This is a genomic window from Pseudomonas sp. S49 (genome assembly GCF_009866785.1).
GTDB lineage: Bacteria > Pseudomonadota > Gammaproteobacteria > Pseudomonadales > Pseudomonadaceae > Aquipseudomonas.
On record NZ_CP019432.1, the window covers coordinates 3,561,721 to 3,584,970 of the forward strand.

At 57.0% G+C, this 23,250-nt stretch carries 18 protein-coding genes, 1 tRNA gene and 2 pseudogenes; 16 read left to right on the forward strand and 5 right to left on the reverse strand.

Going from position 1 to position 23,250, the window contains the following annotated elements; all coding sequences use genetic code 11:
* Positions 1-21: 21 nt before the first annotated feature.
* From PspS49_RS15715 to PspS49_RS15740, 6 genes are all read left to right on the forward strand, one after another.
* Positions 22-474, forward strand: a complete 453-nt coding sequence (locus PspS49_RS15715) for a hypothetical protein (RefSeq protein WP_127927856.1) — start codon at positions 22-24, stop codon at positions 472-474.
* Position 475: 1 nt separating this feature from the next.
* Positions 476-1,051 (forward strand): adhesin, encoded by a 576-nt coding sequence (locus PspS49_RS15720; protein ID WP_150751325.1) that lies wholly within the window; start codon positions 476-478, stop codon positions 1,049-1,051.
* A gap of 73 nt (positions 1,052-1,124) precedes the next feature.
* Positions 1,125-2,129 (forward strand): heme utilization protein, encoded by a 1,005-nt coding sequence (locus PspS49_RS15725; protein ID WP_127927860.1) that lies wholly within the window; start codon positions 1,125-1,127, stop codon positions 2,127-2,129.
* Positions 2,130-2,191: 62 nt separating this feature from the next.
* Entirely contained in the window at positions 2,192-2,872 is a 681-nt protein-coding gene (locus tag PspS49_RS15730; protein ID WP_127927862.1) for a C39 family peptidase, read from the forward strand.
* A 44-nt stretch (positions 2,873-2,916) separates the two neighbouring features.
* Positions 2,917-3,666 carry a hypothetical protein gene (locus tag PspS49_RS15735; RefSeq protein WP_127927865.1) on the forward strand — a complete coding sequence of 250 codons (750 nt, stop codon included), beginning with the start codon at positions 2,917-2,919 and terminating at the stop codon, positions 3,664-3,666.
* Between the two features lie 45 nt (positions 3,667-3,711).
* Complete coding sequence (locus tag PspS49_RS15740; protein ID WP_127927867.1) at positions 3,712-5,016, forward strand: hypothetical protein; 1,305 nt, start codon at positions 3,712-3,714, stop codon at positions 5,014-5,016.
* Positions 5,017-5,115: 99 nt separating this feature from the next.
* Here PspS49_RS15740 and PspS49_RS15745 read toward each other — a convergent pair whose 3' ends face one another.
* The gene (locus PspS49_RS15745) at positions 5,116-6,441 is read right to left on the reverse strand and encodes a sigma-54 dependent transcriptional regulator (RefSeq protein ID WP_127927869.1); all 1,326 of its coding nucleotides are present in this window, start codon (positions 6,439-6,441) and stop codon (positions 5,116-5,118) included.
* Between the two features lie 354 nt (positions 6,442-6,795).
* Between PspS49_RS15745 and PspS49_RS15750 the strand changes: the two genes are divergently transcribed.
* The 7 genes and pseudogenes from PspS49_RS15750 to PspS49_RS29860 form a co-directional block, all read left to right on the forward strand.
* Positions 6,796-7,062 (forward strand): hypothetical protein, encoded by a 267-nt coding sequence (locus PspS49_RS15750; protein ID WP_016983763.1) that lies wholly within the window; start codon positions 6,796-6,798, stop codon positions 7,060-7,062.
* 278 nt (positions 7,063-7,340) lie between these two features.
* Complete coding sequence (locus tag PspS49_RS15755; protein WP_160040247.1) at positions 7,341-8,630, forward strand: hypothetical protein; 1,290 nt, start codon at positions 7,341-7,343, stop codon at positions 8,628-8,630.
* A 132-nt stretch (positions 8,631-8,762) separates the two neighbouring features.
* A complete protein-coding gene (locus PspS49_RS15760) occupies positions 8,763-9,695 on the forward strand; it encodes a hypothetical protein (RefSeq protein ID WP_127927873.1) in 933 nt (310 codons plus the stop codon).
* Between the two features lie 205 nt (positions 9,696-9,900).
* Complete coding sequence (locus PspS49_RS15765) at positions 9,901-10,821, forward strand: hypothetical protein (RefSeq protein ID WP_127927875.1); 921 nt, start codon at positions 9,901-9,903, stop codon at positions 10,819-10,821.
* 172 nt (positions 10,822-10,993) lie between these two features.
* Positions 10,994-12,496 carry a sodium/proton antiporter NhaB gene (gene nhaB, locus PspS49_RS15770; protein ID WP_127927877.1) on the forward strand — a complete coding sequence of 501 codons (1,503 nt, stop codon included), beginning with the start codon at positions 10,994-10,996 and terminating at the stop codon, positions 12,494-12,496.
* 359 nt (positions 12,497-12,855) lie between these two features.
* Positions 12,856-12,948 (forward strand): annotated as a pseudogene (locus PspS49_RS29855) (metal ABC transporter ATP-binding protein); the annotation flags it as partial.
* A gap of 750 nt (positions 12,949-13,698) precedes the next feature.
* Positions 13,699-13,803 (forward strand): annotated as a pseudogene (locus tag PspS49_RS29860) (metal ABC transporter ATP-binding protein); the annotation flags it as partial.
* Between the two features lie 184 nt (positions 13,804-13,987).
* Here PspS49_RS29860 and PspS49_RS15775 read toward each other — a convergent pair.
* Genes PspS49_RS15775 through gnd form a run of 3 tightly spaced genes read right to left on the reverse strand, consistent with a single transcriptional unit; the run spans position 13,988 to position 17,306 of the window.
* Positions 13,988-14,809, reverse strand: a complete 822-nt coding sequence (locus tag PspS49_RS15775) for an HAD family hydrolase (RefSeq protein ID WP_127927879.1) — start codon at positions 14,807-14,809, stop codon at positions 13,988-13,990.
* Positions 14,806-16,329 carry a glucose-6-phosphate dehydrogenase gene (gene zwf / locus PspS49_RS15780; RefSeq protein ID WP_127927881.1) on the reverse strand — a complete coding sequence of 508 codons (1,524 nt, stop codon included), beginning with the start codon at positions 16,327-16,329 and terminating at the stop codon, positions 14,806-14,808. Before zwf ends, PspS49_RS15775 begins: the two co-directional genes overlap by 4 nt.
* The gene (gene gnd, locus PspS49_RS15785) at positions 16,326-17,306 is read right to left on the reverse strand and encodes a phosphogluconate dehydrogenase (NAD(+)-dependent, decarboxylating) (protein ID WP_034153922.1); all 981 of its coding nucleotides are present in this window, start codon (positions 17,304-17,306) and stop codon (positions 16,326-16,328) included. The genes zwf and gnd overlap by 4 nt, the downstream gene beginning before the upstream one ends.
* Before the next feature lie 273 nt (positions 17,307-17,579).
* On the opposite strand from gnd, the gene PspS49_RS15790 reads away from it, so the two are divergent.
* The 3 genes from PspS49_RS15790 to PspS49_RS15800 all read left to right on the forward strand — a co-directional run bounded on the left by PspS49_RS15790 (position 17,580) and on the right by PspS49_RS15800 (position 22,527).
* Positions 17,580-17,762, forward strand: a complete 183-nt coding sequence (locus tag PspS49_RS15790) for a DUF6026 family protein (RefSeq protein ID WP_016983768.1) — start codon at positions 17,580-17,582, stop codon at positions 17,760-17,762.
* A gap of 209 nt (positions 17,763-17,971) precedes the next feature.
* Positions 17,972-19,720, forward strand: a complete 1,749-nt coding sequence (locus PspS49_RS15795) for a phosphoethanolamine transferase CptA (RefSeq protein ID WP_160040249.1) — start codon at positions 17,972-17,974, stop codon at positions 19,718-19,720.
* 248 nt (positions 19,721-19,968) lie between these two features.
* A complete protein-coding gene (locus PspS49_RS15800) occupies positions 19,969-22,527 on the forward strand; it encodes a hypothetical protein (protein ID WP_238786288.1) in 2,559 nt (852 codons plus the stop codon).
* 243 nt (positions 22,528-22,770) lie between these two features.
* Here the strand turns inward: PspS49_RS15800 and PspS49_RS15805 are convergent.
* Positions 22,771-22,866: transfer RNA gene (locus PspS49_RS15805), tRNA-Sec, on the reverse strand.
* Positions 22,867-23,250: the final 384 nt, after the last annotated feature.

Consider the following 23,250-nt stretch of genomic DNA (forward strand, 5'->3'; position numbering starts at 1 on the left):
ACTGAAGAAGGAATTGCAGCCGTGGGGAATATCCAAAAAGGTTTGACCTGCCTTCTGCTGATCGGATCAGCAGCCAGCACATTGCTCAGTTTCAATGTCCACGCAGAAGGCAATGGCGTCATCGTCCTCAACCGCGATGTCCAGCCGATCCCGATTGGTCGCAATGGCGGCAAAGACCCCTACCCGACCACCGTCAATGCCAATCCGTCCGCACGCATCAACTCCACCATGAACAGCACCGAATTGAGCGACGGCGACTTCGCCGGTGTCGCCAGCGGCAGCGCGTTCCGCACCGTCAACAATGTCCAGGCCGGCAGCAATCTGCCAGGCCTCAATACCGTCACCAATCCCAATGGCATGCCCGGCATGAGCGCAGGACACGGCGGCGGTTCCGGTGGCGCGATTTCCGGCACGATCAACCGCGCCATGAGTTCCGGCCTTGCGCCATTGACCCGCATGGCCGGAGGCCAATGAGATGAATCGTTCACTCCTTCTGCTTGCCCTGCTCGGTTGCACCACTGCCATGGCTGCTGAACCTGGTTCAGTGAACAAGGCCAACATTCAAGATTCCGGGGTTCAGTACCGCGGCAATTTCAACGTCAACCAGGCGGCTGGCGATCAAATGCAACAGGCCAACGTCAAGGCTGTGGCGATCGGCACCGAATCCCACGCCACTACCAGCGTCATGCAGAAAATCGATACACCTGCCTCGCGCTCGATGGACGCCAGCGCAACCATCGGCGGCACCTCTTTCAGCAATGGCAACGGGATCCTGGGCGTGAACCAGGGTGCCGGGGCCAACAACCAGATGGCCAATGTGACGCGCGTCAGCATCAGTGCTGCCCCGCAGAGCGTTGACGACAGTGCCCTTTCGCAACAGAACGTGGCGCTTTTACCGAGCTCAGGAGCAACTGGTACCTCACCCGGCAGTCGCCAGGTCACGACAAGTGATCAGGCCTTCACCGGCAGCCGCGGGGTAATCCAGGTGAACCAGAGTGCCGGGGTGGGGAACCGAATGGCTAACACCCTGAGCATCCGGGTCGCTGACTGACCCAAACAACAAAAGCAGTGCAATTAGAAAGTACCAACACTTAACCAACTAATAAGCACGATGGAGAAACACCATGAAACCTACAATGGCTCTCAAACCACTGGTTTTCGCACTTGCAGCAGTGATGGCAATCGCAGCACAGGCAGGCGGTCGTGATGACGATCATGGTAATGGTCACGGTAACGGGCACGGTAACGGCCATGGTAATAACCAGCCTAAAGGCCCAACCCTGGAACAACTGCTGCAAATCACCGCAGGCGCTGGTGCCGCTGTGCTTGACGTGCAAGACAGCGACGGCAACGTGGTGAAAAACCAGGGCACTCTGAACAACGCTAATGCCAGTGATTCGCTCAACGGTTCCAACGGCAACATGGGCGCCAACGTTGCAGCCGGCGACGGCAACCAGCAGGACAACGCTGCTGCGCTGGCCACAGCTGACGAAAGCTTCATCTTCGGTAACGCTGTTGCTGCTTCGAGTGCAACTCAAGTCAACAACAACAACTATGTGAAAAACTCGTCCACCTTCAACAACGCTACGCTCAACAACGCAGGCAACAATGGTTCCGGCAACATCGGCATCAACGTCACTGCCGGCAACTTCAACCAGCAGAAAAACAACCTGGCGATCGCCGTATCCGGTGGCCGCGTAGCTCAGGCTGCTGCTTCTGCCAACCAGTCTTCCACTGGCCTGGTTGTAGAAAACAAAGGCGTGCAGGCCTACAAAACCGACACCCTCACCGGCACTTATGCCGCTGCTGGCGTGTTCAAAGCCAAAGGCACTGCAACCATCGAAGATGATGACCACCACGGCGGTTATGGCAATCGTGGCGGCGGCCACGGCGGCAACGATGACCAGAAAGCCAAGTTCGAAGCCGTGGGTACCTTTGGCCTCGCTGGCGTAACCACTCAGCAAGTGATGACCAAAGACGGCTGGAAAGCCCCTGTGGTCAACAATGCCAACATGACCAACTCGATGAACAACTTCTCCGGCAACGGCGGAGCCAACGTCTCGGCGGGTGTGGGCAACCAACAAAGCAACTCGCTGTCCATCGCTGCTGGCTGCAGAGCCTGCCTGTAATCGCGATCGAACGAAAGCCCCGGAAACGGGGCTTTTCCTCAGTCCGCAAAGGCGTATCGATCATGCGTAAGACTGCCCTCCTCGCTCTGCTTTTCGTCTGTGGCCTGACTCAGGCCGGTCAGATGCCCGTGGCTGCCCTGCCGGGTGGCACGCTCGTCTACAAAAACGTGCAGAGCATTCGTGAGCGCAAGTTTGCCGACATCGTCGAACAGAAAACCGATTTCAGCTGCGGCGCCGCTGCACTGGCAACGGTATTACGCCAGGCCTATTGGCTCGACGTCGATGAGGAGCACATCATCAAAGGCATGCTGGTCAACGCTGACCAGGACCTTGTTCGTACTCAAGGTTTTTCCATGCTCGACATGAAGCGCTACATAGAAAGCATCGGCATGCGCGCCAGGGGTTACAAGATTCCACCGGAAAAGCTCGAAGCGGTAACGATCCCGGTGGTGGTACTGATGGAAATTCGCGGCTACAAGCATTTCGTCGTGTTGCAGCGTTCGGACAAGGACTGGGTTTACATCGGAGACCCGGTGCTCGGCCATAAACGCTACAAACATGATGACTTTGTCAAAGGTTGGAACGGCATTGTCTTCGCCATCGTCGGTCCCGGATATGACAAGGCCAACGCCTTGCGCAGCCCTCCGGTGCCCTTGACGGCCAAGAACAAGCTGGATGGTTTCAACCCGGTCAAAGATGCTGAATTGATGGATTTCGGGTTCATTCAGAGCGACTTCTTTTAATCGCCGATTATAGAAAATGGGACTGGATGTCCCGGGAGCAGCAGATGAAAACCTCATACTGGCTGGCCGCCGCCTGCCTGGCAGCGAGTGCGTCAGGCTATGCCAATGCAGGATTCAAACCCATAGAAATCAAGGACCAGGAGCTCGCCGAGCTACGTGGTCGTTATGTCATGCCGGGGCGGATTATCAGCTTCGGCATTGTCATGAGCAGTACCTGGCGCAACGCCAGCGGAGACCTGATCGGAGCGTCTGCCTCGATGCAGGTGCAACAGGCCACAATCAAACCAGAATTCTACGTTTCGACCATCAAGGAGATGGGCAACGGCAGTACGCCGGAACTGGGCACAGGATCGATTATCGGCGGTGCCGGTCTTAACTCATCGTCGGGCGTGACGCAGAGCGTACGCGCGGCAGGTGATGGCAACACGGCGAACAACAACGTCGCCATCAACGTCAAGGAAGCCAATCAGGCGCCAGCACTCGCACCCGCACAGGGCCAAGCCCTGCTGGCCGGCCAGACCATTTCCGGCAGCAATGCCGCCGGCAATGTCGCGGTGTCGGCAACCGGTACGGGTGGCGTGCAAATGGCGATTCAAGCCAGTGGCAATCAAGGTTCGGCGCTGCAACAGGTCGCCTCCAGCGGCTTACTGCAGAACACCCGCCTGCTCGGCAGTGCCAACGTGGTCAATAACCTGACTCAACTTAATGTCGTACTCAATAATAACGGCAGAAGCGCCGGCGCACTGGATTGCAACCTGACTCAACTCGGGGCCCTACGCAGTATTGGATATTGAACTACGCTGAGTCTCGATCATTGGGCTTAAAGGGACGGCTTATTCATGTATCGATCAGTATCACTGCGTGCCGCAGTGTGTTTGAGCACTCTTCTTCCTGCGGCGATGCTGCAAGCAGCACCGGATGCAGATGTACAGGCCCTGAAACAGGAACTTCTGGAGCTGAAACAACGATACGAAGTACAACAAAAGGCCCTGGCGGTTCTCGAACAACGAGTCCGCCAGGTTGAAGAACAACCCGCCGCCCCACCACCAAAACGGCTGGCAAAATCGCCGTCGGACATGAAAGGCAACCGCGTCGCCACCGGCACCGGTGCGGCAGCAGCATCAGGAGGCGCCGCCGGGGGCAGTGGCGCTTCTTACGGGCAATCACTGGCGGACGACTCACAACCGGCGCAGAGCGTTTCCAACCTGTACGACGAAGCCAGCGGCTTCTTCGGCGGCGGCAAGTTCAGTGTCGAAACCGGCATCACCTACTCGCGCTATGACACCCGTCAGCTGATTCTCAACGGGTTCCTCGCACTCGATTCGATCTTTCTTGGCAACATCAACCTTGACCGGATCAAGGCTGACACCTGGACCCTCGACCTTACCGGCCGCTACAACTTCGACAACCGCTGGCAGTTCGACCTGAACGTGCCCGTGGTCTATCGCGAATCGACTTATCAGTCGGGCGGCGGCAATGAGGGCGCGGCCGGTGTCACTACAGAAGAAACCGTCACCAAGGATCCCACCATTGGCGACGTCAACTTCGGCATCGCCTACAAGTTCCTCGACGAGTCGGTCAATACACCGGACGCGGTCGTCACCTTGCGGGTCAAGGCGCCAACCGGCAAGGATCCGTTCGGGATCAAACTGCGCCAGACCGATGCCAACTCCAATCTGTTTGTACCTGACACCTTGCCCACCGGTAACGGCGTCTGGTCGATCACGCCGGGCATCTCGCTGGTCAAGACGTTCGACCCGGCGGTGCTGTTCGGCAGCTTGTCCTACACCCACAACCTGGAGGAGTCGTTTGACGACATCAGCTCGACGGTCAACCAGAAAAACCCGGGCAAGGTAAAGATCGGCGACAGCTTCCAGATCGGCGCCGGTATTGCGTTTGCACTGAACGAGAAGATGAGTATGTCGTTCTCGGTGTCTGACCTGGTGCAGCGCAAGAGCAAGCTGAAACAGGATGGCGGGGATTGGGAATCGGTGGTGTCCAGCGACGCCAACGCCGGTTACTTCAACGTCGGCATGACCATTGCGGCCACCGATAACCTGACCATCGTACCCAACCTGTCCATCGGCATGACGGATGATGCCCCGGACTTTTCCTTCAGCCTGAAATTCCCGTATTACTTCTAGGCAAAAGCCAAAGATCGCAGCCTTCGGCAGCACCTACATCGGATTTGTGTAATCCCTGTAGGAGCTGCCGAAGGCTGCGATCTTTTGATCTTCAGGTATCTAGCGAATCTGGTGTTTATGCAGCAGGCGATAAAACGTCGGCCGCGACACCCCCAGGACTTTGGCCGCCACACTGAGATTATCGCTGTGCCGGTTCAACACATCGCACAGTGCCTGGCGCTCGGCGCGGGTCTTGTAGTCTTCCAGCGTGCCCATGGGTGTCGCGATCGAATGCTGACTGATCAGCCCCAGGTCTCGGGCCTCGATCTGCCGCCCTTCGGCCAACACCAGCCCGCGCCGCACACGGTTGGCCAGCTCACGGACGTTGCCCGGCCAGTCATGTTTGCCCATGGCAATCAGCGCGTCTTCGCTGAAGCTGCGCGGGCGTCGACCGGTTTCGTGGCTGTAGAAATGGGAAAAATGGTTGGCCAGCATTGAGAGGTCGCCGTGGCGTTCGCGCAAAGGCGCAGTGACCACTTGCAGCACGTTGAGCCGGTAATACAAATCTTCGCGAAATCGCTTCTTCTCAATGGCCGCTTCCAGGTCGACGTGAGTCGCCGCCAGAACCCGCACATCCACCGGAATCGGCTGGCTGCCGCCGACACGTTCAATGTGCCGTTCCTGCAGGAAACGCAACAGATTGGCTTGCAGTTCCAGCGGCAGATCGCCGATTTCATCGAGAAACAGCGTGCCGCCATTGGCCGCTTCGATGCGCCCGATCTTGCGTTGATGCGCGCCGGTGAAGGCGCCTTTCTCGTGGCCGAACAGCTCGGATTGAATCAAATGCTCAGGAATCGCCCCACAATTGATTGCCACAAACGGCTTGCTGTGACGCTGGGACTGGCGGTGCAGCGTGCGCGCGACCAGTTCTTTGCCGGTACCGCTTTCGCCGCGGATCAACACAGGCGATTCGGTGGGTGCCAGTTTGCTGAGTAGTTTGCGCAGTTCACGGATCGGCTTGCTGTCGCCGAGCAGTTCATGTTCGGGCTGATCGACGTGGATCGTGCCTTGCCCGCGCAAACGCGCCATGCCGAACGCGCGCCCGAGCGTCACCTGCACGCGCGAGACGTCGAACGGCAAGGTGTGAAAATCGAAAAACCATTCGCAGACGAAGTCACCGACGTTTTGTAATCGCAGCACTTCCTGATTGAGCACGGCGATCCATTCGGTGCCACTGCGGCTGATCAGTTCTTTGACGGCTTCGGGACGTTCGAGGTGAAACGGCTGCAAACGCAACAAGCCGACGTCACAACTGCGATCGGCAGCGTTTTCCAGGGTACAACTATCAACATCCCAACCTACGGCGCGTAATCCGGGCAATAAGCGGTGGCAGTCGTCGCACGGATCGACCACCAGTAAACGTCGTAACGCAGGCGCTTCGCTCATGACTGTTCCTTGGCGCCAAATTATTAGAAATGATTGTAAAAACAGTCATTTGGCAGACCCGACTGTAACATTAGCAAGATTTTGACAGGGCCTTGTATCGATTGCTTATAGGTGTACAAGCAATCACGTTATAAGAAGCAAAGTTGTTAGTGAGCTATCGACTAATCCCAGCCTTAACCTTTCAGGGAGCTTTCAAAAACCTGTCGGTAAAGCAACGCCATGAAAGAAAGTTGAAATTTCTTTGTTTCATGTGTGACCTGCCTGCGGGTTCGGTGCATCAGTACAAGTACCAGCCGAACGGTAAGCCCAACCGACGGCACATCACTTGATTGGGCACCATAGAGAGAACAACCCATGACCGCCCCGCTCCGTATCAACGAAGCTCTTTTGATTGCCAACCACGCGTTCAAACCTTTCCAGTGCGTGGCCTGGGCGCCACAAGACGGCAATGGCGAACTGAGCCTTACCGTCATTGACCGAACCAATTCGCACATCGGTCGCAAACAGATCCCAAGCAGCGCCTACTCCGATCCAGCGCAACTCGAGCAACTACTGCAGCAGGCTCGCGCTGAGCTCAGCGAAGAAGGTTACAGCCTGCAATCGTGGTCGATGCCGCACTAACAGCCGGGCGATGCGGATGACTTTCAGGTCATCCGCCCTCTTCGCTTAGTTGTAATCTTTTAAACACCCGATACTTTTGTACAACTCTTTGCAAGGTGCTCAGGCTTAACTGCTTGGCCGGCTTGCTATTGGTTCAAAAAGACACTGTTCTGGCACAGTGCGACCCTCCACCTGTTAGTTCTTACAGTTGTACTTCTCCCGGTTCAGGGATTGAATGTTCCGCTCATGCAGTTACCCACCCGGTTCCGGTAAAGGTCAACTCGCAAGGAGATGCGTGCATGTCCACTCTGAACACTTTTGCGCTGCCGGCGTTATCGACGTCTGCCGGTCAACTCGATAAAACATTTGCCACCACCGGCATCGCCCAAGTGTATTTCGCTGACAGCCTGTCCAGCCTGACCGAGGATATCGCCCTCGATGCGCAGGGGCGGATCCTCGTCGCGGCGAAAGTCGGCGTTGCTGCCGGCAATCGATTCGGACTGGCACGAATGCTCGCCGATGGCTCGGCTGATCTGGCCTTTGGCGACAAAGGCAGCGTGATCGATACGTTTGCCCCAGGCTTCGAAGCCACGGCCGGTAAAGTCCAGGCACTGCCCGACGGGCGCATCCTGCTCGCCGGCCTGCATTATGAAAACGCTCATCGCACCCTGCCCGCACTGGCCCTGTTCGACGCTCAGGGCAAACCGGATTTGCGCTTTGGCGACAATGGTCGTCAGGTGGTGCGCTTGCCCGGCGATCTGTCCATGGGCAGCCGTGATGCCTGGCTGCCGCCGGGCGTACCGGGCGCCGAAGCCTGCGATTTTGTCGTCCAGGAAGACGGCCATATTCTGTTGATCGCCAATCACCACTTCGAACTCGCCGACCATGCCGGCATGCTGATTCGCCTCAAGCCCGACGGCAGCCTCGATGAAACCTTCAATGGCCGCGGTTTTGTGATGATTCGCCACTTGCTGCTCAACACCTGGCTGAGCAGTCTGCTGGTGCAGAAGGATGGGCGTATTGTGGTGGCAGGCTCCATCGACTTCCCGCAGGAGGGTTTATTGGCGCGCTACCTGCCCAATGGTCGCCTCGACGAACGCTTCGCCGTGGATGGTTTCATGGCGTTCAAGGCGCACGGCAAAAGCGCTCTGGTCAGTCAGGTCCTTGAGTCCGCCGACGCGCTGCACTGTTTCGGCAGCAGCCGCGATCCGATTCGTTGTATGGCGTACAGCCTGCACACCAATGGCCGCCCGAACCTGCACAACCATGCCGGCCAACCCCAACTGCTGGAAATCGGCCCCAGCGGCTGCCAATGGAGCGCCGCGCAACGTATGGCGGACGGCCGCATCATCGCGGTCGGTGCAACCATTGGTGGAATCGAAGCGGACTTTATCGTAGCCCGCTACTCGAGTGATGGCGGCCTGGATCACAGCTTTGCCGACGGTAAAGGCTGGCTGCGCACGCGCTTGGGCCGCAGCCTGGACACAGCCAATTCGCTGGCCGTGCAAGCGGATGACGCCATTCTCGTGGGCGGTTATTCACTGGATGGCAATTACCGGGCGATGGTGGCGCGGTATCTGAATCAATAGGCAGGCGGGACTGACCGTTCGTCGAAAACAGGTCTGTACCTGTAATTTCTGACAGTAGACGTCAACCTTGATCGGGCATCAGATAGCAGGGCGCAGAAAGCGGCGCGCCCATTCAGAAAAAGGAATTTTGATATGAACGATCTAGTGACACCGTCCAAACATCGGACATCGGTTGAGCTTTTCGGTGGAAGCGCTGAGCTTGCAGCTCCCCGGCTCATTTCAATCACCAATGGTGACAACCAGGTTATTCCACCTGACGGTACAACCACGAACGGTGATCTGTCTTTCGTCGGTTCGGCGGAGCCGAATCAATTAGCCGAGATACTGGACCATGGTATTCCTGCACACCCTCCCGTGAATGTTGACGCAGCGGGTCATTTCAGCGCCCTGCTGCTCAATCAGCAACGAGGCCGTCACGTATACAGTGTGAAAACAGCTGATGGTCAAGAGTCAGCGACGTGGACTGTCAATGTAGATGTGAGCGAAACGCTCTCAATCGACTCGGTATACGAACCTGACGGCAGGCCCGTCGGAAGAGGTGAAAGCACTTTCCATAATGTGCTGCATTTTATTGGCACGGCCACGCCAGGCAAAGTAGTGGAGCTGGTGAATAACGGTACGGTGCTAAAACTCTTGAATGTCGCTGACAACGGGCATTGGAGCGCCATTCTCGAGAACCTCGTGACAGGTACCCAAAACTTCATCGCTCGGGAAACCAATGGACAGCAATCATCGCCATGGCGGGTCCTGATAAAGCAACCTGCACCGATCAGCATTCAATTTGTCTTGGGCAATGAAAATTTTCAGCTGATCGCGAATCACGAGTCCACGTCCGATAGATCGGTGACTTTGGTTGGCACTGCAACTCCTGGTGAATCAGGCTGGATTGTCGAGTACAGCCGTGAATTGGTGCCCTTCACTGCAAATGAGCAGGGTGTCTACTACGCGACAATCAAGGACCTGGAAGAAAATCGGGTTCACAACTTCAGACTCCGATCCGATCTGGGTCGAATCTCAACGCCTTGGGTAATCCAGGTGGTTTCGTCGAAATTGCCAAAAAATTAGGTTCCTTACATAAGCAAAACAAATCCGCCGAGTCATGACTCGGCGGATTTTTTTCGTTCCGGCAGCGTTAGAGCAAAGGCATTCACCGTTCGTCCGGAATGCGCCTGTACCTGTAATTTCTGACAGTAGACACCAATCTTGATCGGGCATCAGATAGCAGGGCGCGCATGAATCATGCGCCGTCATCTGATAAGGGAGTTTTGAAATGAGCGAGCAAGAGGCACTGCAAAAACAAAATCCATCTGCCAAGACTTCAGACTATAACGCGAGAACCCTTCCCCGAATTCTTACAGTTACCGATCAGTACGGTGACCCCGTCCAGAACCCCGGGTTCACTAAAAGCAATCAACTTTATTTTGAGGGGAAGGCCCCGCGTAGTGAACTTGTGGAACTACTGGATAAGAGTATTCCCGTCTATCATCCCGTTTACGTTACAGAACATGGTGACTTCAATTTTTATCTGACAGATCAACGATCGGGTGATCATGAATACAGTGTAAAAGACAGTAATGGTTACGAGTCAGCGCCATGGGTGATCACTCTGGATATAACTGACGCGGTATCTATCGACTGGATAACAGGTCCTGACGGTCAGATGATCGAGGACAACGGTAGCACTCTGTTTAGCGAGCTGGATTTTGTTGGCCAAGGCGAAGCGGGTCAGAAGATCGAGCTGCTGGACAACGGCGTGGTCGTACAAACGTTTGCTGTAAATGAAATGAAACGCTGGTTTGGCAATGTAAAGGAACTGTCGACAGGTAGCCACGAATTCATGGCTCGAGGGCAAAAGGGTCAGGAATCAGCTGTCTGGCGCGTCCTGATCAAAAAACCGGCACCGCTCAGTATTCGCTTTGTACTGGGCCAGGAAAATTATCAGCTAATAGAAAATAACGGTGCAACGACGGATCAGGTAGTGACCATAGTTGGCACGGCGAACCCCAATGAAAAGGGCTGGGTCGTCACAAGTGCGAACGCTGCCGAACCCTTCGCAGCAAATGAAAGCGGTGTCTACTTCACAACTTTTCGGAACTTGGCAGCAGGGCGTCATAGCTTCAGTCTAAGATCCGATTTGGGGCGTGTCTCAGCGCCATGGGTGGTCATAGTGATTTACTCGAAATTGCCGTAACTCATTTCCCGCACGATCAAACAACGCCCCGCCGAGACATGCGTCGCAGGGGCGTTGTGTGTTCAGTGCCAGAAAGCCTGGCTACTACAAATTTGCGTCAAACCCAGTTACACCTTGAACTTGCATCGCACATCCGGCAACTTGCGCGCTTCAATAAAACAAGGAGCAACCGATGTCCGGTTCAATGGCCCAGGCGTTCGCGCACAATTTTCTCGGGCAATCGCCACGTTGGTACAAGGCGACCATCGTCGGTTTTCTGATCCTCAATGCGCTGGTGCTGTTCACGGTTGGCCCGGTCGCGGCCGGCTGGTTGCTGGTGATCGAATTCATCTTCACTCTGGCCATGGCGCTCAAGTGCTATCCGCTGATGCCCGGTGGCTTGCTGTTGATCGAAGCGTTGCTGCTGAAGATGACCACGCCGCAGGCGCTGTACGATGAACTGGTGCACAACTTTCCGGTGATCCTGCTGCTGATGTTCATGGTGGCCGGCATCTACTTCATGAAGGATCTGTTGCTGTTTCTGTTCTCGCGCCTGCTGCTGGGCGTACGTTCAAAAGCGGCGCTGGCGTTGATGTTCTGTTTTCTCTCGGCATTTCTCTCGGCGTTTCTTGATGCCCTGACGGTGACAGCGGTGATCATCAGCGCGGCGGTCGGCTTTTATTCTGTCTATCACCGCGTCGCGTCCGGTAATGATCCGCGCCAGGACAGTGAATTCGCTGACGACCAGAACCTGCCGACACTGCATCACGAAGATCTGGAGCAGTTCCGCGCATTCTTGCGCAGCCTGTTGATGCACGGTGCGGTCGGTACGGCGCTGGGCGGTGTCTGCACATTGGTGGGCGAGCCGCAGAATCTGTTGATCGGCCACGAAATGGGTTGGCACTTCGGCGAGTTCTTCACCAAGGTTGCGCCGGTTTCGCTGCCGGTGCTGGCAGCGGGTCTGGTCACCTGCGTGTTGCTGGAAAAGCTGCGTTGGTTCGGTTACGGCACGCTGCTGCCGGACAATGTTCGCGCCGTGCTGGCCAACTATGCCGCCGAAGACAACGCCGAACGCACGGCGCGCCAACGCGCGGCACTGCTGGTGCAAGGCGCTGCGGCCCTGATCCTGATCGGTTGCCTGGCCTTGCACATCGCTGAAGTCGGTTTGATCGGCTTGATGGTCATTGTGCTGATCACCGCGTTTACCGGTATCACTGACGAGCATCGTCTGGGCAGCGCGTTCAAGGACGCCATGCCGTTCACCGCGTTGCTGGTGGTGTTTTTTGCGGTGGTCGCGGTGATTCACGATCAACAGCTGTTTGCACCGCTGATCCAGTGGGTGCTGGCCCTGCCGGTCGAACAACAACCGGGCATGCTGTTTATTGCCAACGGTTTGCTGTCGGCGATCAGTGACAACGTGTTTGTCGCGACGATTTACATCACCGAAGTGAAGCAGGCGTTCCTCGCCGGGCACATGAGTCGTGAGCATTTCGAGACGTTGGCGATCGCGATCAACACCGGCACCAACCTGCCAAGTGTGGCGACGCCGAATGGTCAGGCTGCGTTTCTGTTCCTGCTGACCTCGGCGATTGCGCCGCTGGTGCGCCTGTCGTACGGGCGGATGGTGTGGATGGCGTTGCCGTACACCTTCGTGATGGGGCTGCTGGGCTGGTATGCGGTGAGCTACTGGCTCTGACAAACACTGAATAAACCTGTGGGAGCGAGCCTGCTCGCGAAGAGGGAGTGTCAGACAACAGATTCGTTGATGACACACCGCTTTCGCGAGCAGGCTCGCTCCCACATTTGGTTTTGCGTGCTTTCAGCGAGGCGGGATGTATTTCTCGATCGCTTGGGCTACCGCTCTGACAAACACTGAATAAACCTGTGGGAGCGAGCCTGCTCGCGAAGAGGGAGTGTCCGACAACAGATTCGTTGAATGACACACCGCTTTCGCGAGCAGGCTCGCTCCCACATTTGGTTTTGCGTGCTTTCAGCGAGGCAGGATGTATTTCTCGATCGCTTGGGCTACCGCTCTGACAAGCGCCGAATAAACCTGTGGGAGCGAGCCTGCTCGCGAAGAGGGAGTGTCAGACAACAGATTCGTTGAATGACACACCGCATTCGCGAGCAGGCTCGCTCCCACATTTGGTTTTGCGTGCTTTCAGCGAGGCAGGATGTATTTCTCGATCGCTTGAGCTACCGCTCTGACAAACACTGAATAAACCTGTGGGAGCGAGCCTGCTCGCGAAGAGGGAGTATCCGACAACAGATTCGTTGAATGACACACCGCTTTCGCGAGCAGGCTCGCTCCCACATTTGGCTTTGCGTGCTTTCAGCGAGGCAGGATGTATTTCTCGATCGCTTGGGCTACCGCTCTGACAAGCACTGAATAAACCTGTGGGAGCGAGCCTGCTCGCGAAGAGGGAGTGTCAGATAACAGATTCGTTGAATGACACACCGCTTTCGCGAGCAGGCTCGCTCCCACATTTGGTTATGCGTGCTTTCAGCGAGGCAGGATGTATTTCTCGATCGCTTGGGCTACCGCTCTGACAAACACTGAATAAACCTGTGGGAGCGAGCCTGCTCGCGAAGAGGGAGTGTCAGATAACAGATTCGTTGAATGACACACCGCTTTCGCGAGCAGGCTCGCTCCCACATTTGGTTATGCGTGCTTTCAGCGAGGCAGGATGTATTTCTCGATCGCTTGGGCTACCGCTCTGACAAACACTGAATAAACCTGTGGGAGCGAGCCTGCTCGCGAAGAGGGAGTATCCGACAACAGATTCGTTGCATGACACACCGCTTTCGCGAGCAGGCTCGCTCCCACATTTGGTTTTGCGTGCTTTCAGCGAGGCAGGATGTATTTCTCGATCGCTTGGGCTACCGCTCTGACAAACACTGAATAAACCTGTGGGAGCGAGCCTGCTCGCGAAGAGGGAGTGTCAGACAACAGATTCGTTGAATGACACACCGCATTCGCGAGCAGGCTCGCTCCCACATTTGGTTATGCGTGCTTTCAGCGAGGCAGGATGTATTTCTCGATCGCTTGGGCTACCGCTCTGACAAACACTGAATAAACCTGTGGGAGCGAGCCTGCTCGCGAAGAGGGAGTGTCAGACAACAGATTCGTTGAATGACACACCGCTTTCGCGAGCAGGCTCGCTCCCACATTGGTTTTTGGGTGGAGTCAGTGAGGGAGGATGTATTGCTCGATCGCCTGGGCCACGCCGTCTTCGGTGTTCGGCGCGGTGACCACGTCGGCTTGGCGCTTCACCGCCTCCTCCGCCTGCCCCATGGCAATCGACAGGCCTGCGCAATGAAACATCGCCGGGTCGTTACCGCCATCACCAATCGCAGCGGTCTGCTCCAGCGGTATGCCCAAGTGCTCGGCCAAAGTCGCCAGTGCGGTGCCCTTGTTGGCCTCTAGCGCCGTCACGTCGAGATAAACCGGTTGCGAACGCGACACCTGCGCCATCCCGTTGACTTTCGGCAACAGTAGAGCTTCCAGTTCGATCAACAGTTCCGTGTTGTTGCTGGTCGCGACAATCTTGTCGATGCGCTGCAGATACGGCTCGAAACTCTCCACCACGACGGGTGGATAACCGAGGCCGTGCTGTTCGCGCGGCACCATCGGCCCGTGCGGATCCTTGAGCAGCCAATCGCCGCCGCTGAACACCCAGATTTCAACGTCCGGTTGATCAGCGAACAGCGCCAGCGCAATCAGTGCGGTGGTAGCCGGCAGGTAATGCGCGACCAGTAAACTGCCATCCGGGTTGACGATAGTGCCGCCATTGAACGCCGCCGTCGGCAAATCAACACCCAGGGCTTCAATTTGTTGCAGCATGGCTTTCGGTGGCCGGCCGGTGGCGAGGCTGAACAACACGCCCGCCTCCCGCAGCGAACGCACCGCGTCGATGGTGCGTTGGCTCAGCGTGTGATCCGGCAGCAACAGTGTGCCGTCCATGTCGCTGAGCAGAAAACGGATGGGTTGTTTCGGCACATCACTCATCCGAGGCCATGCCAGACGCGACCATCGCGAGTCAGCAGATCTTCGGCAGCTTGCGGGCCGTCCTCACCCGCGGCATAGGCCTGCACGCTCGCGTCCTGTTGCCAGGCATCAAGGAACGGCTGCACAGCGCGCCAGCCGTTCTCGATGTTGTCGGCACGCTGGAACAGCGTCTGATCGCCGGTCAGGCAGTCGTAGATCAAGGTTTCGTACCCCGTCGACGGCTGCATCTCGAAAAAGTCTTTGTAAGCAAAACCCAGCTCGATGTTGGCCATGTTCAACGCTGGCCCCGGCCGTTTGGCCAGCAGGTCGAACCACATGCCTTCGTTCGGCTGGATCTGGATACGCAGGTAAGTCGGCTGCAATTCGTCGACTTCGGTGTCACGGAACTGCGCGTAAGGCGCCGGTTTGAAGCAGATGACGATCTCGGTATCGCGCACACTCATGCGCTTGCCGGTGCGCAGGTAGAACGGCACGCCGACCCAACGCCAGTTGTCGATCATCACCTTCAGCGCCACGTAGGTTTCCGTGGTGCTGTCAGGGGATACGTTGGGCTCCTGGCGGTAGCCGTTCAACGCCTTGCCATCGACTTCGCCGGCGCTGTACTGGCCGCGAACCGAGTTGGCGCGGGCTTCTTCGGTCGTCCATGGACGAATCGCCCCGACCACCTTGGCCTTCTCGCCGCGCACCGCGTCAGCGCCGAACGCCGCGGGCGGTTCCATGGCAACCATGGCGAGCAACTGGAACAGGTGATTGGGCACCATGTCGCGCAGTGCACCGGTGTGTTCGTAAAAACTGCCACGGGTTTCGACACCGACGGTTTCCGCGGCGGTGATCTGTACGTGGTCGATGTAATGGTTGTTCCAGAACGCTTCGAACAGGCTGTTGGAGAACCGGCTGACCAGAATGTTCTGCACGGTTTCCTTGCCCAGATAATGGTCGATCCGATAGATCTGCTTCTCGGACATCACCTTGAGCAAACAGGCGTTCAACGCTTCGGCGGTGTGCAGGTCGGAGCCGAACGGCTTCTCGATCACCACCCTTCTGAACGCTTGCGGGGTTTCTTCAAGCAAACCGGCGCTGCCGAGTCGGCGCACCACTTCACTGAAGAAACGCGGCGCGGTGGCCAGGTAGAACACCGCATTGCCGGTGCCGCTGTCGGCGATTTTCGCCGCCAGCGCTGAATAGGTGCTGTCGTCCAGAAAGTCGCCCTGGACGTAGCTGATACCTTTGGCGAGCTTGGCCCACAAGGCCGGATCAAGCATCTGATCGCCCTTGCCGACTTTCGCCGCCACTTCGGTACGGATGAAGTCTTCGAGCTTTTGCGCGAAGGCCTCATCGGTAATGGCGTTGTGGTCAACGCCGACGATCCGCAGATTGTCGTCAAGCAAGCCGTCGCGACTGAGGTTGTACAGCGCCGGCATCAGCAAGCGCTTGACCAGGTCGCCGTGGGCACCGAACAAAAACAGCGTGGTCGGTGGTGCGGGTTCTGCCTTGGATTTTCTGCGGATCGTATGGGTCATTTCTTCGGTGTCTCCACGTGGCCGCCGAAGCCGAAGCGCTGGGCCGAAAGAATCTTGTCGCCAAAGGTGCCCTGGCCGCGCGAGCGGTAGCGCGAGAACAGCGAGTTCGACAGCACCGGTACCGGCACCGCTTGTTCCATGGCCGCTTCGATGGTCCATTGACCTTCGCCGCTGTCAGCGACGGAACCGGAGAAACCGTCGAGCTTCGGATCGCTGGCCAGCGCATCGGCGGTCAGGTCCAGCAGCCACGAAGACACCACGCTGCCACGACGCCACACTTCAGCAATGTCGGCCACGTTCAGGTCGAAACGCTGATCTTCCGGCAGGCGCTCGCTGGATTTGGTCTTGAGGATGTCGAAGCCCTCGGCGAACGCGGCCATCATGCCGTACTCGATGCCGTTGTGAATCATCTTCACGAAGTGCCCGGCACCGGCAGGACCGGCGTGGATGTAACCGTGCTCGGCACGATGATCTTCAGACTTGCGATCCTTGGTGCGCGGGATGTCACCCATGCCCGGCGCCAGAGCAGCGAACAACGGGTCGAGGCGCTGCACGGTTTCAGCGTCGCCGCCGATCATCATGCAATAGCCGCGCTCCAGGCCCCAAACGCCGCCCGAGGTGCCGACGTCGATGTAGTGCAGGCCTTTTTCGGCCAAAGTCCTGGCCCGGCGAATGTCATCCTTATAGTTGGTGTTGCCGCCGTCGATGATGGTGTCGCCGGCTTCGAGCAAAGTGCTCAGGGTGTTGATGGTGTCTTCGGTGGGTGCGCCGGCCGGCAACATGACCCATACCGCACGCGGTTTGGCCAGGCCGGCAACCAGTGCCGGCAAGTCGGCGACGCCGGTGGAGCCCTCGGCGACCAGGTTATCGATGAAAGCGGTATTGCGGTCGTAAACAACGGTGGTGTGACCGTTGAGCATCAGACGTCGCGCAATATTGCCGCCCATGCGGCCCAGTCCAATAATCCCGAGTTGCATGTGCTGATGCTCCTTACTACAAATAAATGTGTGTCATTGGTTATAGCCCAACGCGACTGATGGAGGTTAGTCCAGAGCGTTGCGATGAAGTTTCCGGGCATTGTGCCCGATCCAGACTGATAACGCCCCGAATCCTGCTGAAGACACACCGACCATGAAAAATAAAAAAGTTCCATTCACAGGCAAAAGAAATCAAAATCGGCGCCGATAGCAAGTCAGTACCCGCAAACGGGGACGACTTACAGTTGATGCACGCCATTTGCGAGGTGAGCAATGGGCACAGTACACACAGCAATGCCGCCACAAACCCTGTACGTGACGATTCGTCGCGATGAATTGCGTCAGTTGAAAGACGAACGCGACCAGTTGAAGCAGGAGCTGGCGCAACTGCGCCTGTTGACCCAGGGTGCGCAACCGCAACCTTTGCCGGTCGTTCAGCGTCATCCCCACGCCTGATACCCCGCCTGATTCGGGAACGGCAGCGGCTGTTCCCGACGCACTACCCTCTGGCTGCATGCCCCACGGCAAAAGCGCCGCTTAACAAAACTTTCACATTCTCTTCGTAATACTCCGCCCCATTCTGGCCGTACCTGCGTGTACGGCCTCCGTTCGTCGGCTTCATGGATGTTCCGGCGGTGGTTGTAACGAGTGAGCTGGAGCGCCGAATGGCATTGTTCAAACGCAGCAAAACGACTGCGACAGGTTTCGATTGGGCCGGTTTTCTCTGGCTGTTTGTATTCTTCTGGTACTTCTCGGGTATCACTCAACTGCTGATCCAGTTGACCGGCACTTCCGGCTTCACCGGGTTCCGTCAGGCGTTCGTCATGAGCGCGATCTGGCTGGCGCCGATGCTGCTGTTCCCCAAACGCACCAAACTGCTCGCCGCCATCATCGGCGTGGTGTTGTGGGCCTGCTCGATGGCCAGCCTGGGCTACTTCTTCATCTATGAGCAGGAATTCTCCCAGAGCGTCATCTTCATCATGTTCGAGTCGAACGTGTCCGAAGCCGGCGAGTACATGACCCAGTACTTTGCCTGGTGGATGGTGCCGGCGTTCCTCGCGCACACCGCGTTCGCTTACTTCCTGTGGACTCGCCTGCGCCCGGTGTACATGCCCCGTGGCCGCGCATTCGTCGCAGCAATGGCCATTCTGATTGCAGTGATCGGTTATCCGCTGGTCAAGCAAACCCTGCGCATGGGCACCTTCGCCCAAGGCTTCGAGAAATTCGAAACCCGTATCGAGCCAGCGGTGCCATGGCAGATGGTCGTGGCCTATCACCGTTACCAGGAAACCCTCGCCGACATGCAGGGCATGCTGCACAACGTCAGCAAGATTCCGCCGCTGAAAAATCTCAAGGATGCCTCGGCCGATCAGCCGAAGACCCTGGTGCTGGTCATCGGTGAGTCGACCAACCGTCAGCGCATGAGCCTTTATGGCTATCAGCGCAACACCACGCCGGAACTGGACAAGCTCAAGGATCAACTGGCGGTGTTCGACAACGTCGTCACTCCACGTCCGTACACCATCGAGGCGCTGCAGCAGGTCCTGACCTTTGCCGACGAGGAAAACCCGGATCTGTACCTGTCCACGCCGTCGCTGGTCAGCATGATGAAACAGGCCGGCTACAAGACCTTCTGGATCACCAACCAGCAGACCATGACCAAGCGCAACACCATGCTCACCACGTTCTCCGAACAGGCCGACGAGCAGGTGTACCTGAACAACAACCGCAACCAGAACGCCGCGCAATACGACGGCGACGTCATCGAGCCCTTTAACAAGGCCCTGACTGATGCGGCACCGCGCAAACTGATCGTTGTGCATTTGCTCGGCACACACATGAGCTACCAGTACCGCTATCCGCCGACGTTCGACAAGTTCCAGGACCGCAACGGCGTGCCGCCCGGCGTGCGTGACGACCAGGTACCGACCTACAACAGCTACGACAACGCCGTGCTGTACAACGACTTCGTCGTGTCGAGCCTGATCAAGGATTACGCCAAATCCGATCCGAACGGCTTCCTGCTGTACCTTTCGGATCACGGTGAAGACGTGTTCGACTCAGTGGGCCACAAGACCCTGGGTCGCAACGAAAACAAACCGACCGCGCCGATGTACACCATCCCGTTCATGGCCTGGGCGTCACCGAAGTGGAAGGCCAACCATGACTGGAACTTTGCCGGCGATCTGGATCGCCCGTACAGCAGCTCGCACTTGATCCACACCTGGGCCGACCTCGCCGGCTTGAGTTTCGATGAGCTCGACCGCAGCAAGAGCCTGGTCAGTGACAGTTTCAAGGTGCGGCCACTGCTGATCGGCGACCCGTATCAGACCGATCAGCGTGCACTGATCGACTTCAGTTTGATGAAGCCGAAGAAGCCCACCGCAACCGTCGCCGACGCCGTGGAGCAATAACGTTGCGTTGGATGTGCAGGCATGAGAGCAACTGAATAGCGCTCTGCCTGATCGTTGAAAAGCTCTGTATCGAAAGATGCAGAGCTTTTTTATGCCTTCGGAAATCCGGATCGTTCGATGAACGATCCATTGTGCAAACGCCTACCGCACGTCGGATTTCAGCCCGCACCTGTCAGATCTGACAGGTGCGCAATTCCACCAATCCGCTTTCAATCACTCCGTCACCTCACCGAACGGAGCACGCCCCCATGTCCAACCCAACACCGGATGCCCTGAAGTCCCTCTACTTCCCCGCCCTGAACCCGCTCGACCCAGCGGAAGACTACGATGGCGGCATCCCCATTCGTGGCGTGGAAAACGGGTTGCAAGGCACTGTGCCTGCCTGGCTCTCCATGAGCATTGGCGACCGGGTCGATGTTTTTTGGAACAACGCCACGCAGGCAGTGTGGAGCAAGACCATTCAATACGAGTCCGAACTCAATCGGGATGTGACCTTCACCTTGGCCAAGGATTTTGTGCTCGACGGTGATGCCACCAACGTTTACTACAAGATCACCGGCAAGAACCATCCCGGCGAAGAATCCAGACCCCGCTTGAAACTGCTGGTCAAACTCACCCGCCCCGGCGAATACGACGACATCCCCGGTGATGACGGCCACTCCGACCTCAATTTTTCCCTCGACCGCTACGAAATCGACCAGGACTTTTTGGAAACCGACGTGGTGACGATGCGCATCACCCCCTACCGCAACCTGACCCGCTTCGACCGCATCCACGCCCGCTGGGGCAGCCAGCAAGTGTTGCATCTCGTCAGCCCGGAACAAGCGGCGGATCCGCTGAAAAACCCCATCGACATCACTTTCGATTACAAGCTGATCAAGGCCGCCGGCGATGGCTCAGCGGTGGCCGTGGCGTTTCAGGTGGTCGACCGCTGCGGCAACTACCCCGACGAGCGCGCGCCGTGGTCAGCCCTACAGTCGGTGCTGGTGGACATGAACGGCGACCGACTGGACTCACCACTGGTGCTGGTCCAAGGCAAGCCGACCGATCGGGTGGACCTCGACACACTGGGTGACGACGACGTCATCGTTCGCGTGTACACGCCGACTAAAGACTTTGCCGTGAACGATGAAGTGCTCCTGACCTGGACCGGCACCCCCGCCCAAGGCCCGCAAATCATCGTCGGCCCGTTATCGATGCCGGTGGAGTTCGTGCCCTTTCAGCTCGACTTCACCATCCCCAACGAAGCCGTGCGCGCCATCGCCAAGGGCAGTGCGTCGGTGGGTTTTGTCCGGCGCCGCGAGGGTGAATCCGACCGCCCCTCGAAAAACGCGAGCGTCAGCGTCGTCGGCGACATCAGCCGATTGCTCGCGCCTGGCGTCGCCGAGGCACCTGGCGGGACGTTGCCAGTCGATACGCCGTGGGCGACGGTGAGTATTCCGTGGTACGTCGGTCGCAACGGCAGTGATCTGCTGAACCTGATCTGGGAAGCAAAGGCGCCCGGCGGCGACCCTGTTTACTACGAGGACCCGCGCCAAGTCGGCAACGTAGCGGATGGCGAGCCCGTCCTGCGCGCCGTTGCCCAGAGCGATATCCAGCGTTTCGATGGCCTGAGCGTCAAGGTCTACTACGTCGTCACCAACAGAGACAACCTGCTGCTGAGCGTGCGCGAATCGCTGCCATTCATCATGCAGGTGGGCGTGCCAATGCCGACCTTTGATCGCCCGGAAGTCGAAGAAGCAGACGCCGATGACGTGCTGGATCCGGACAAGGTGTCGCCGACCGGCGCAACGCTGGTCGCGCCCTTCCTCGGCACCCAGGACAAGGACCGCGTGACCTACCGCTGGCGCGGCTCGGCCAGCGGCGGCAGCACCAGCGATTATCTGGACATGATTCCGGCCACGGTGGGTAAACCGGTGAAGTTCACGGTGGGCAAGGCATTCGTGACTGCCAATCGTAACGGCACGGTGGTGGCGGATTACAGTATTCAGCGGGGGGGAGAAACGCTGGGGCATTCGCGGGAGTTGACGTTGGGAGTTGGCCAGGCAACTGCTCCAACTATCGATGCGGTGATAGGCTCTCCCAGCAATGTTGAAATCCCTCAAGGCGGGGAAACGGAGGAAACGGCCGTAACCCTGAGCGGCATCGCTGCCAAAGGCCAGAAAGTCGAAATCTTTGACGGCGCAGTCTCCAAAGGTCCGGCACCTGCAGATCCCACAACCGGTGTCTGGACGCTGCTCGTCAGTGCCCTGGCTGTGGCTGCACACAGCTTTACCGCCAAGGCGTTGTATGGCAGTGAGATGTCATCCAATCCTCCGAGAACCTTAAGGGTAGTTGAGCCTTATATAGAAGAAAACTTCGACAACGTAGTAGATCAAAGAATTGTCGATTTAAATGCAACAATGGAAACTCCACTAATGACTATTAAAAAATTATTTGGTGGTGACGGCCCTCAGCATTATGCAGCAATTTGCAACACTGATGATTTTTACCCAGAAAAAATAAGTGGAAAAGTGCTGTTTATCAGTCACTTTTACACCGACTTCTACGGAAAATCATACATAATAAACCTTAAAAATCAATACAGAAAAATATCATTCTGGATAAAATCAGACAGAAGCGTATATGGGCATATCATCCTTAAAAACGGCACAACCAACGTAGGACAACTAACAGTTAGCGGCTCTGAACTTACTCCAAATCTCTGCGAAATAGCGTCATCCGATTTTTTCAATGCAATAGAGCTAAATATGACCGGAGGCTTTTCATTTAAATACCAGATCGATCACATTCGACTATATAAATAACTACAATTACAGTTAAACGGAATTAAACGGGGGCAGGCCACGTTATCTGCATTTCTGATCGAAGATCGCAGTCTTCAGTAACTCCTAAGCGATTCATTGTAGGAACTGCTGCAGGCTGGGACTAAACGGGCCCAGACTACGTTTTTCCAGCATTTCGAATTAAAAGATCACCAGCCTTCGGCAGCTCCTACAGATATGTGAGTAGGAGCTGCCGAAGGCTGCGATCTTTTGATTTGTAAGAACTGGCGGAAGACAGCCGGAATCGAACCTGCCCGGGAACGGATGCCCTGCCCGACCGGGTTTGAAGCCCTGCCGCGCCACCCGGCGCGATTGCCTTCCTTGAAATCATTGTGCGTCGACGTGGGCCAGCGCGTTGTCGGGGCGAATCTGGCAGGATTCACCGAGGCGCCTTGTCAGGCCGATGCGATCAAAATACTCCAGATACTTTTTGCCTTTTAAACTCGTGCGTTTAAAAGACACCTCAAGACACGCCTTCAAGGCTACATATCCTTGCGCCATTGCCTACAGCTACGCCAGAATCCGCCGGTTTGTGCGCCTTGGGGTTGGGCCTTATCGTGGATCGGTCGCTGACGAATCAGCGATCGGGTTTAGCGATCCGATACCCTGCAGACGCTCAATCCCCAGTCTCAATTGCAGCGTTGTCTGTCTGCACTTGGCGTCATGGTGGCTGTGCGTGGGAGACCTTCGGGTCTACCCGGGATT

Coding starts and splice junctions, on each gene's coding strand:
- PspS49_RS15720 (WP_150751325.1), top strand. CDS start 476: ATGAATCGTTCACTCCTTCTGCTTGCCCTGCTCGGTTGCACCACTGCC.
- PspS49_RS15725 (WP_127927860.1), top strand. CDS start 1,125: ATGAAACCTACAATGGCTCTCAAACCACTGGTTTTCGCACTTGCAGCA.
- PspS49_RS15730 (WP_127927862.1), top strand. CDS start 2,192: ATGCGTAAGACTGCCCTCCTCGCTCTGCTTTTCGTCTGTGGCCTGACT.
- PspS49_RS15735 (WP_127927865.1), top strand. CDS start 2,917: ATGAAAACCTCATACTGGCTGGCCGCCGCCTGCCTGGCAGCGAGTGCG.
- PspS49_RS15740 (WP_127927867.1), top strand. CDS start 3,712: ATGTATCGATCAGTATCACTGCGTGCCGCAGTGTGTTTGAGCACTCTT.
- PspS49_RS15745 (WP_127927869.1), bottom strand. CDS start 6,441: ATGAGCGAAGCGCCTGCGTTACGACGTTTACTGGTGGTCGATCCGTGC.
- PspS49_RS15750 (WP_016983763.1), top strand. CDS start 6,796: ATGACCGCCCCGCTCCGTATCAACGAAGCTCTTTTGATTGCCAACCAC.
- PspS49_RS15755 (WP_160040247.1), top strand. CDS start 7,341: ATGTCCACTCTGAACACTTTTGCGCTGCCGGCGTTATCGACGTCTGCC.
- PspS49_RS15760 (WP_127927873.1), top strand. CDS start 8,763: ATGAACGATCTAGTGACACCGTCCAAACATCGGACATCGGTTGAGCTT.
- PspS49_RS15765 (WP_127927875.1), top strand. CDS start 9,901: ATGAGCGAGCAAGAGGCACTGCAAAAACAAAATCCATCTGCCAAGACT.
- nhaB (WP_127927877.1), top strand. CDS start 10,994: ATGTCCGGTTCAATGGCCCAGGCGTTCGCGCACAATTTTCTCGGGCAA.
- PspS49_RS15775 (WP_127927879.1), bottom strand. CDS start 14,809: ATGAGTGATGTGCCGAAACAACCCATCCGTTTTCTGCTCAGCGACATG.
- zwf (WP_127927881.1), bottom strand. CDS start 16,329: ATGACCCATACGATCCGCAGAAAATCCAAGGCAGAACCCGCACCACCG.
- gnd (WP_034153922.1), bottom strand. CDS start 17,306: ATGCAACTCGGGATTATTGGACTGGGCCGCATGGGCGGCAATATTGCG.
- PspS49_RS15790 (WP_016983768.1), top strand. CDS start 17,580: ATGGGCACAGTACACACAGCAATGCCGCCACAAACCCTGTACGTGACG.
- PspS49_RS15795 (WP_160040249.1), top strand. CDS start 17,972: ATGGCATTGTTCAAACGCAGCAAAACGACTGCGACAGGTTTCGATTGG.
- PspS49_RS15800 (WP_238786288.1), top strand. CDS start 19,969: ATGTCCAACCCAACACCGGATGCCCTGAAGTCCCTCTACTTCCCCGCC.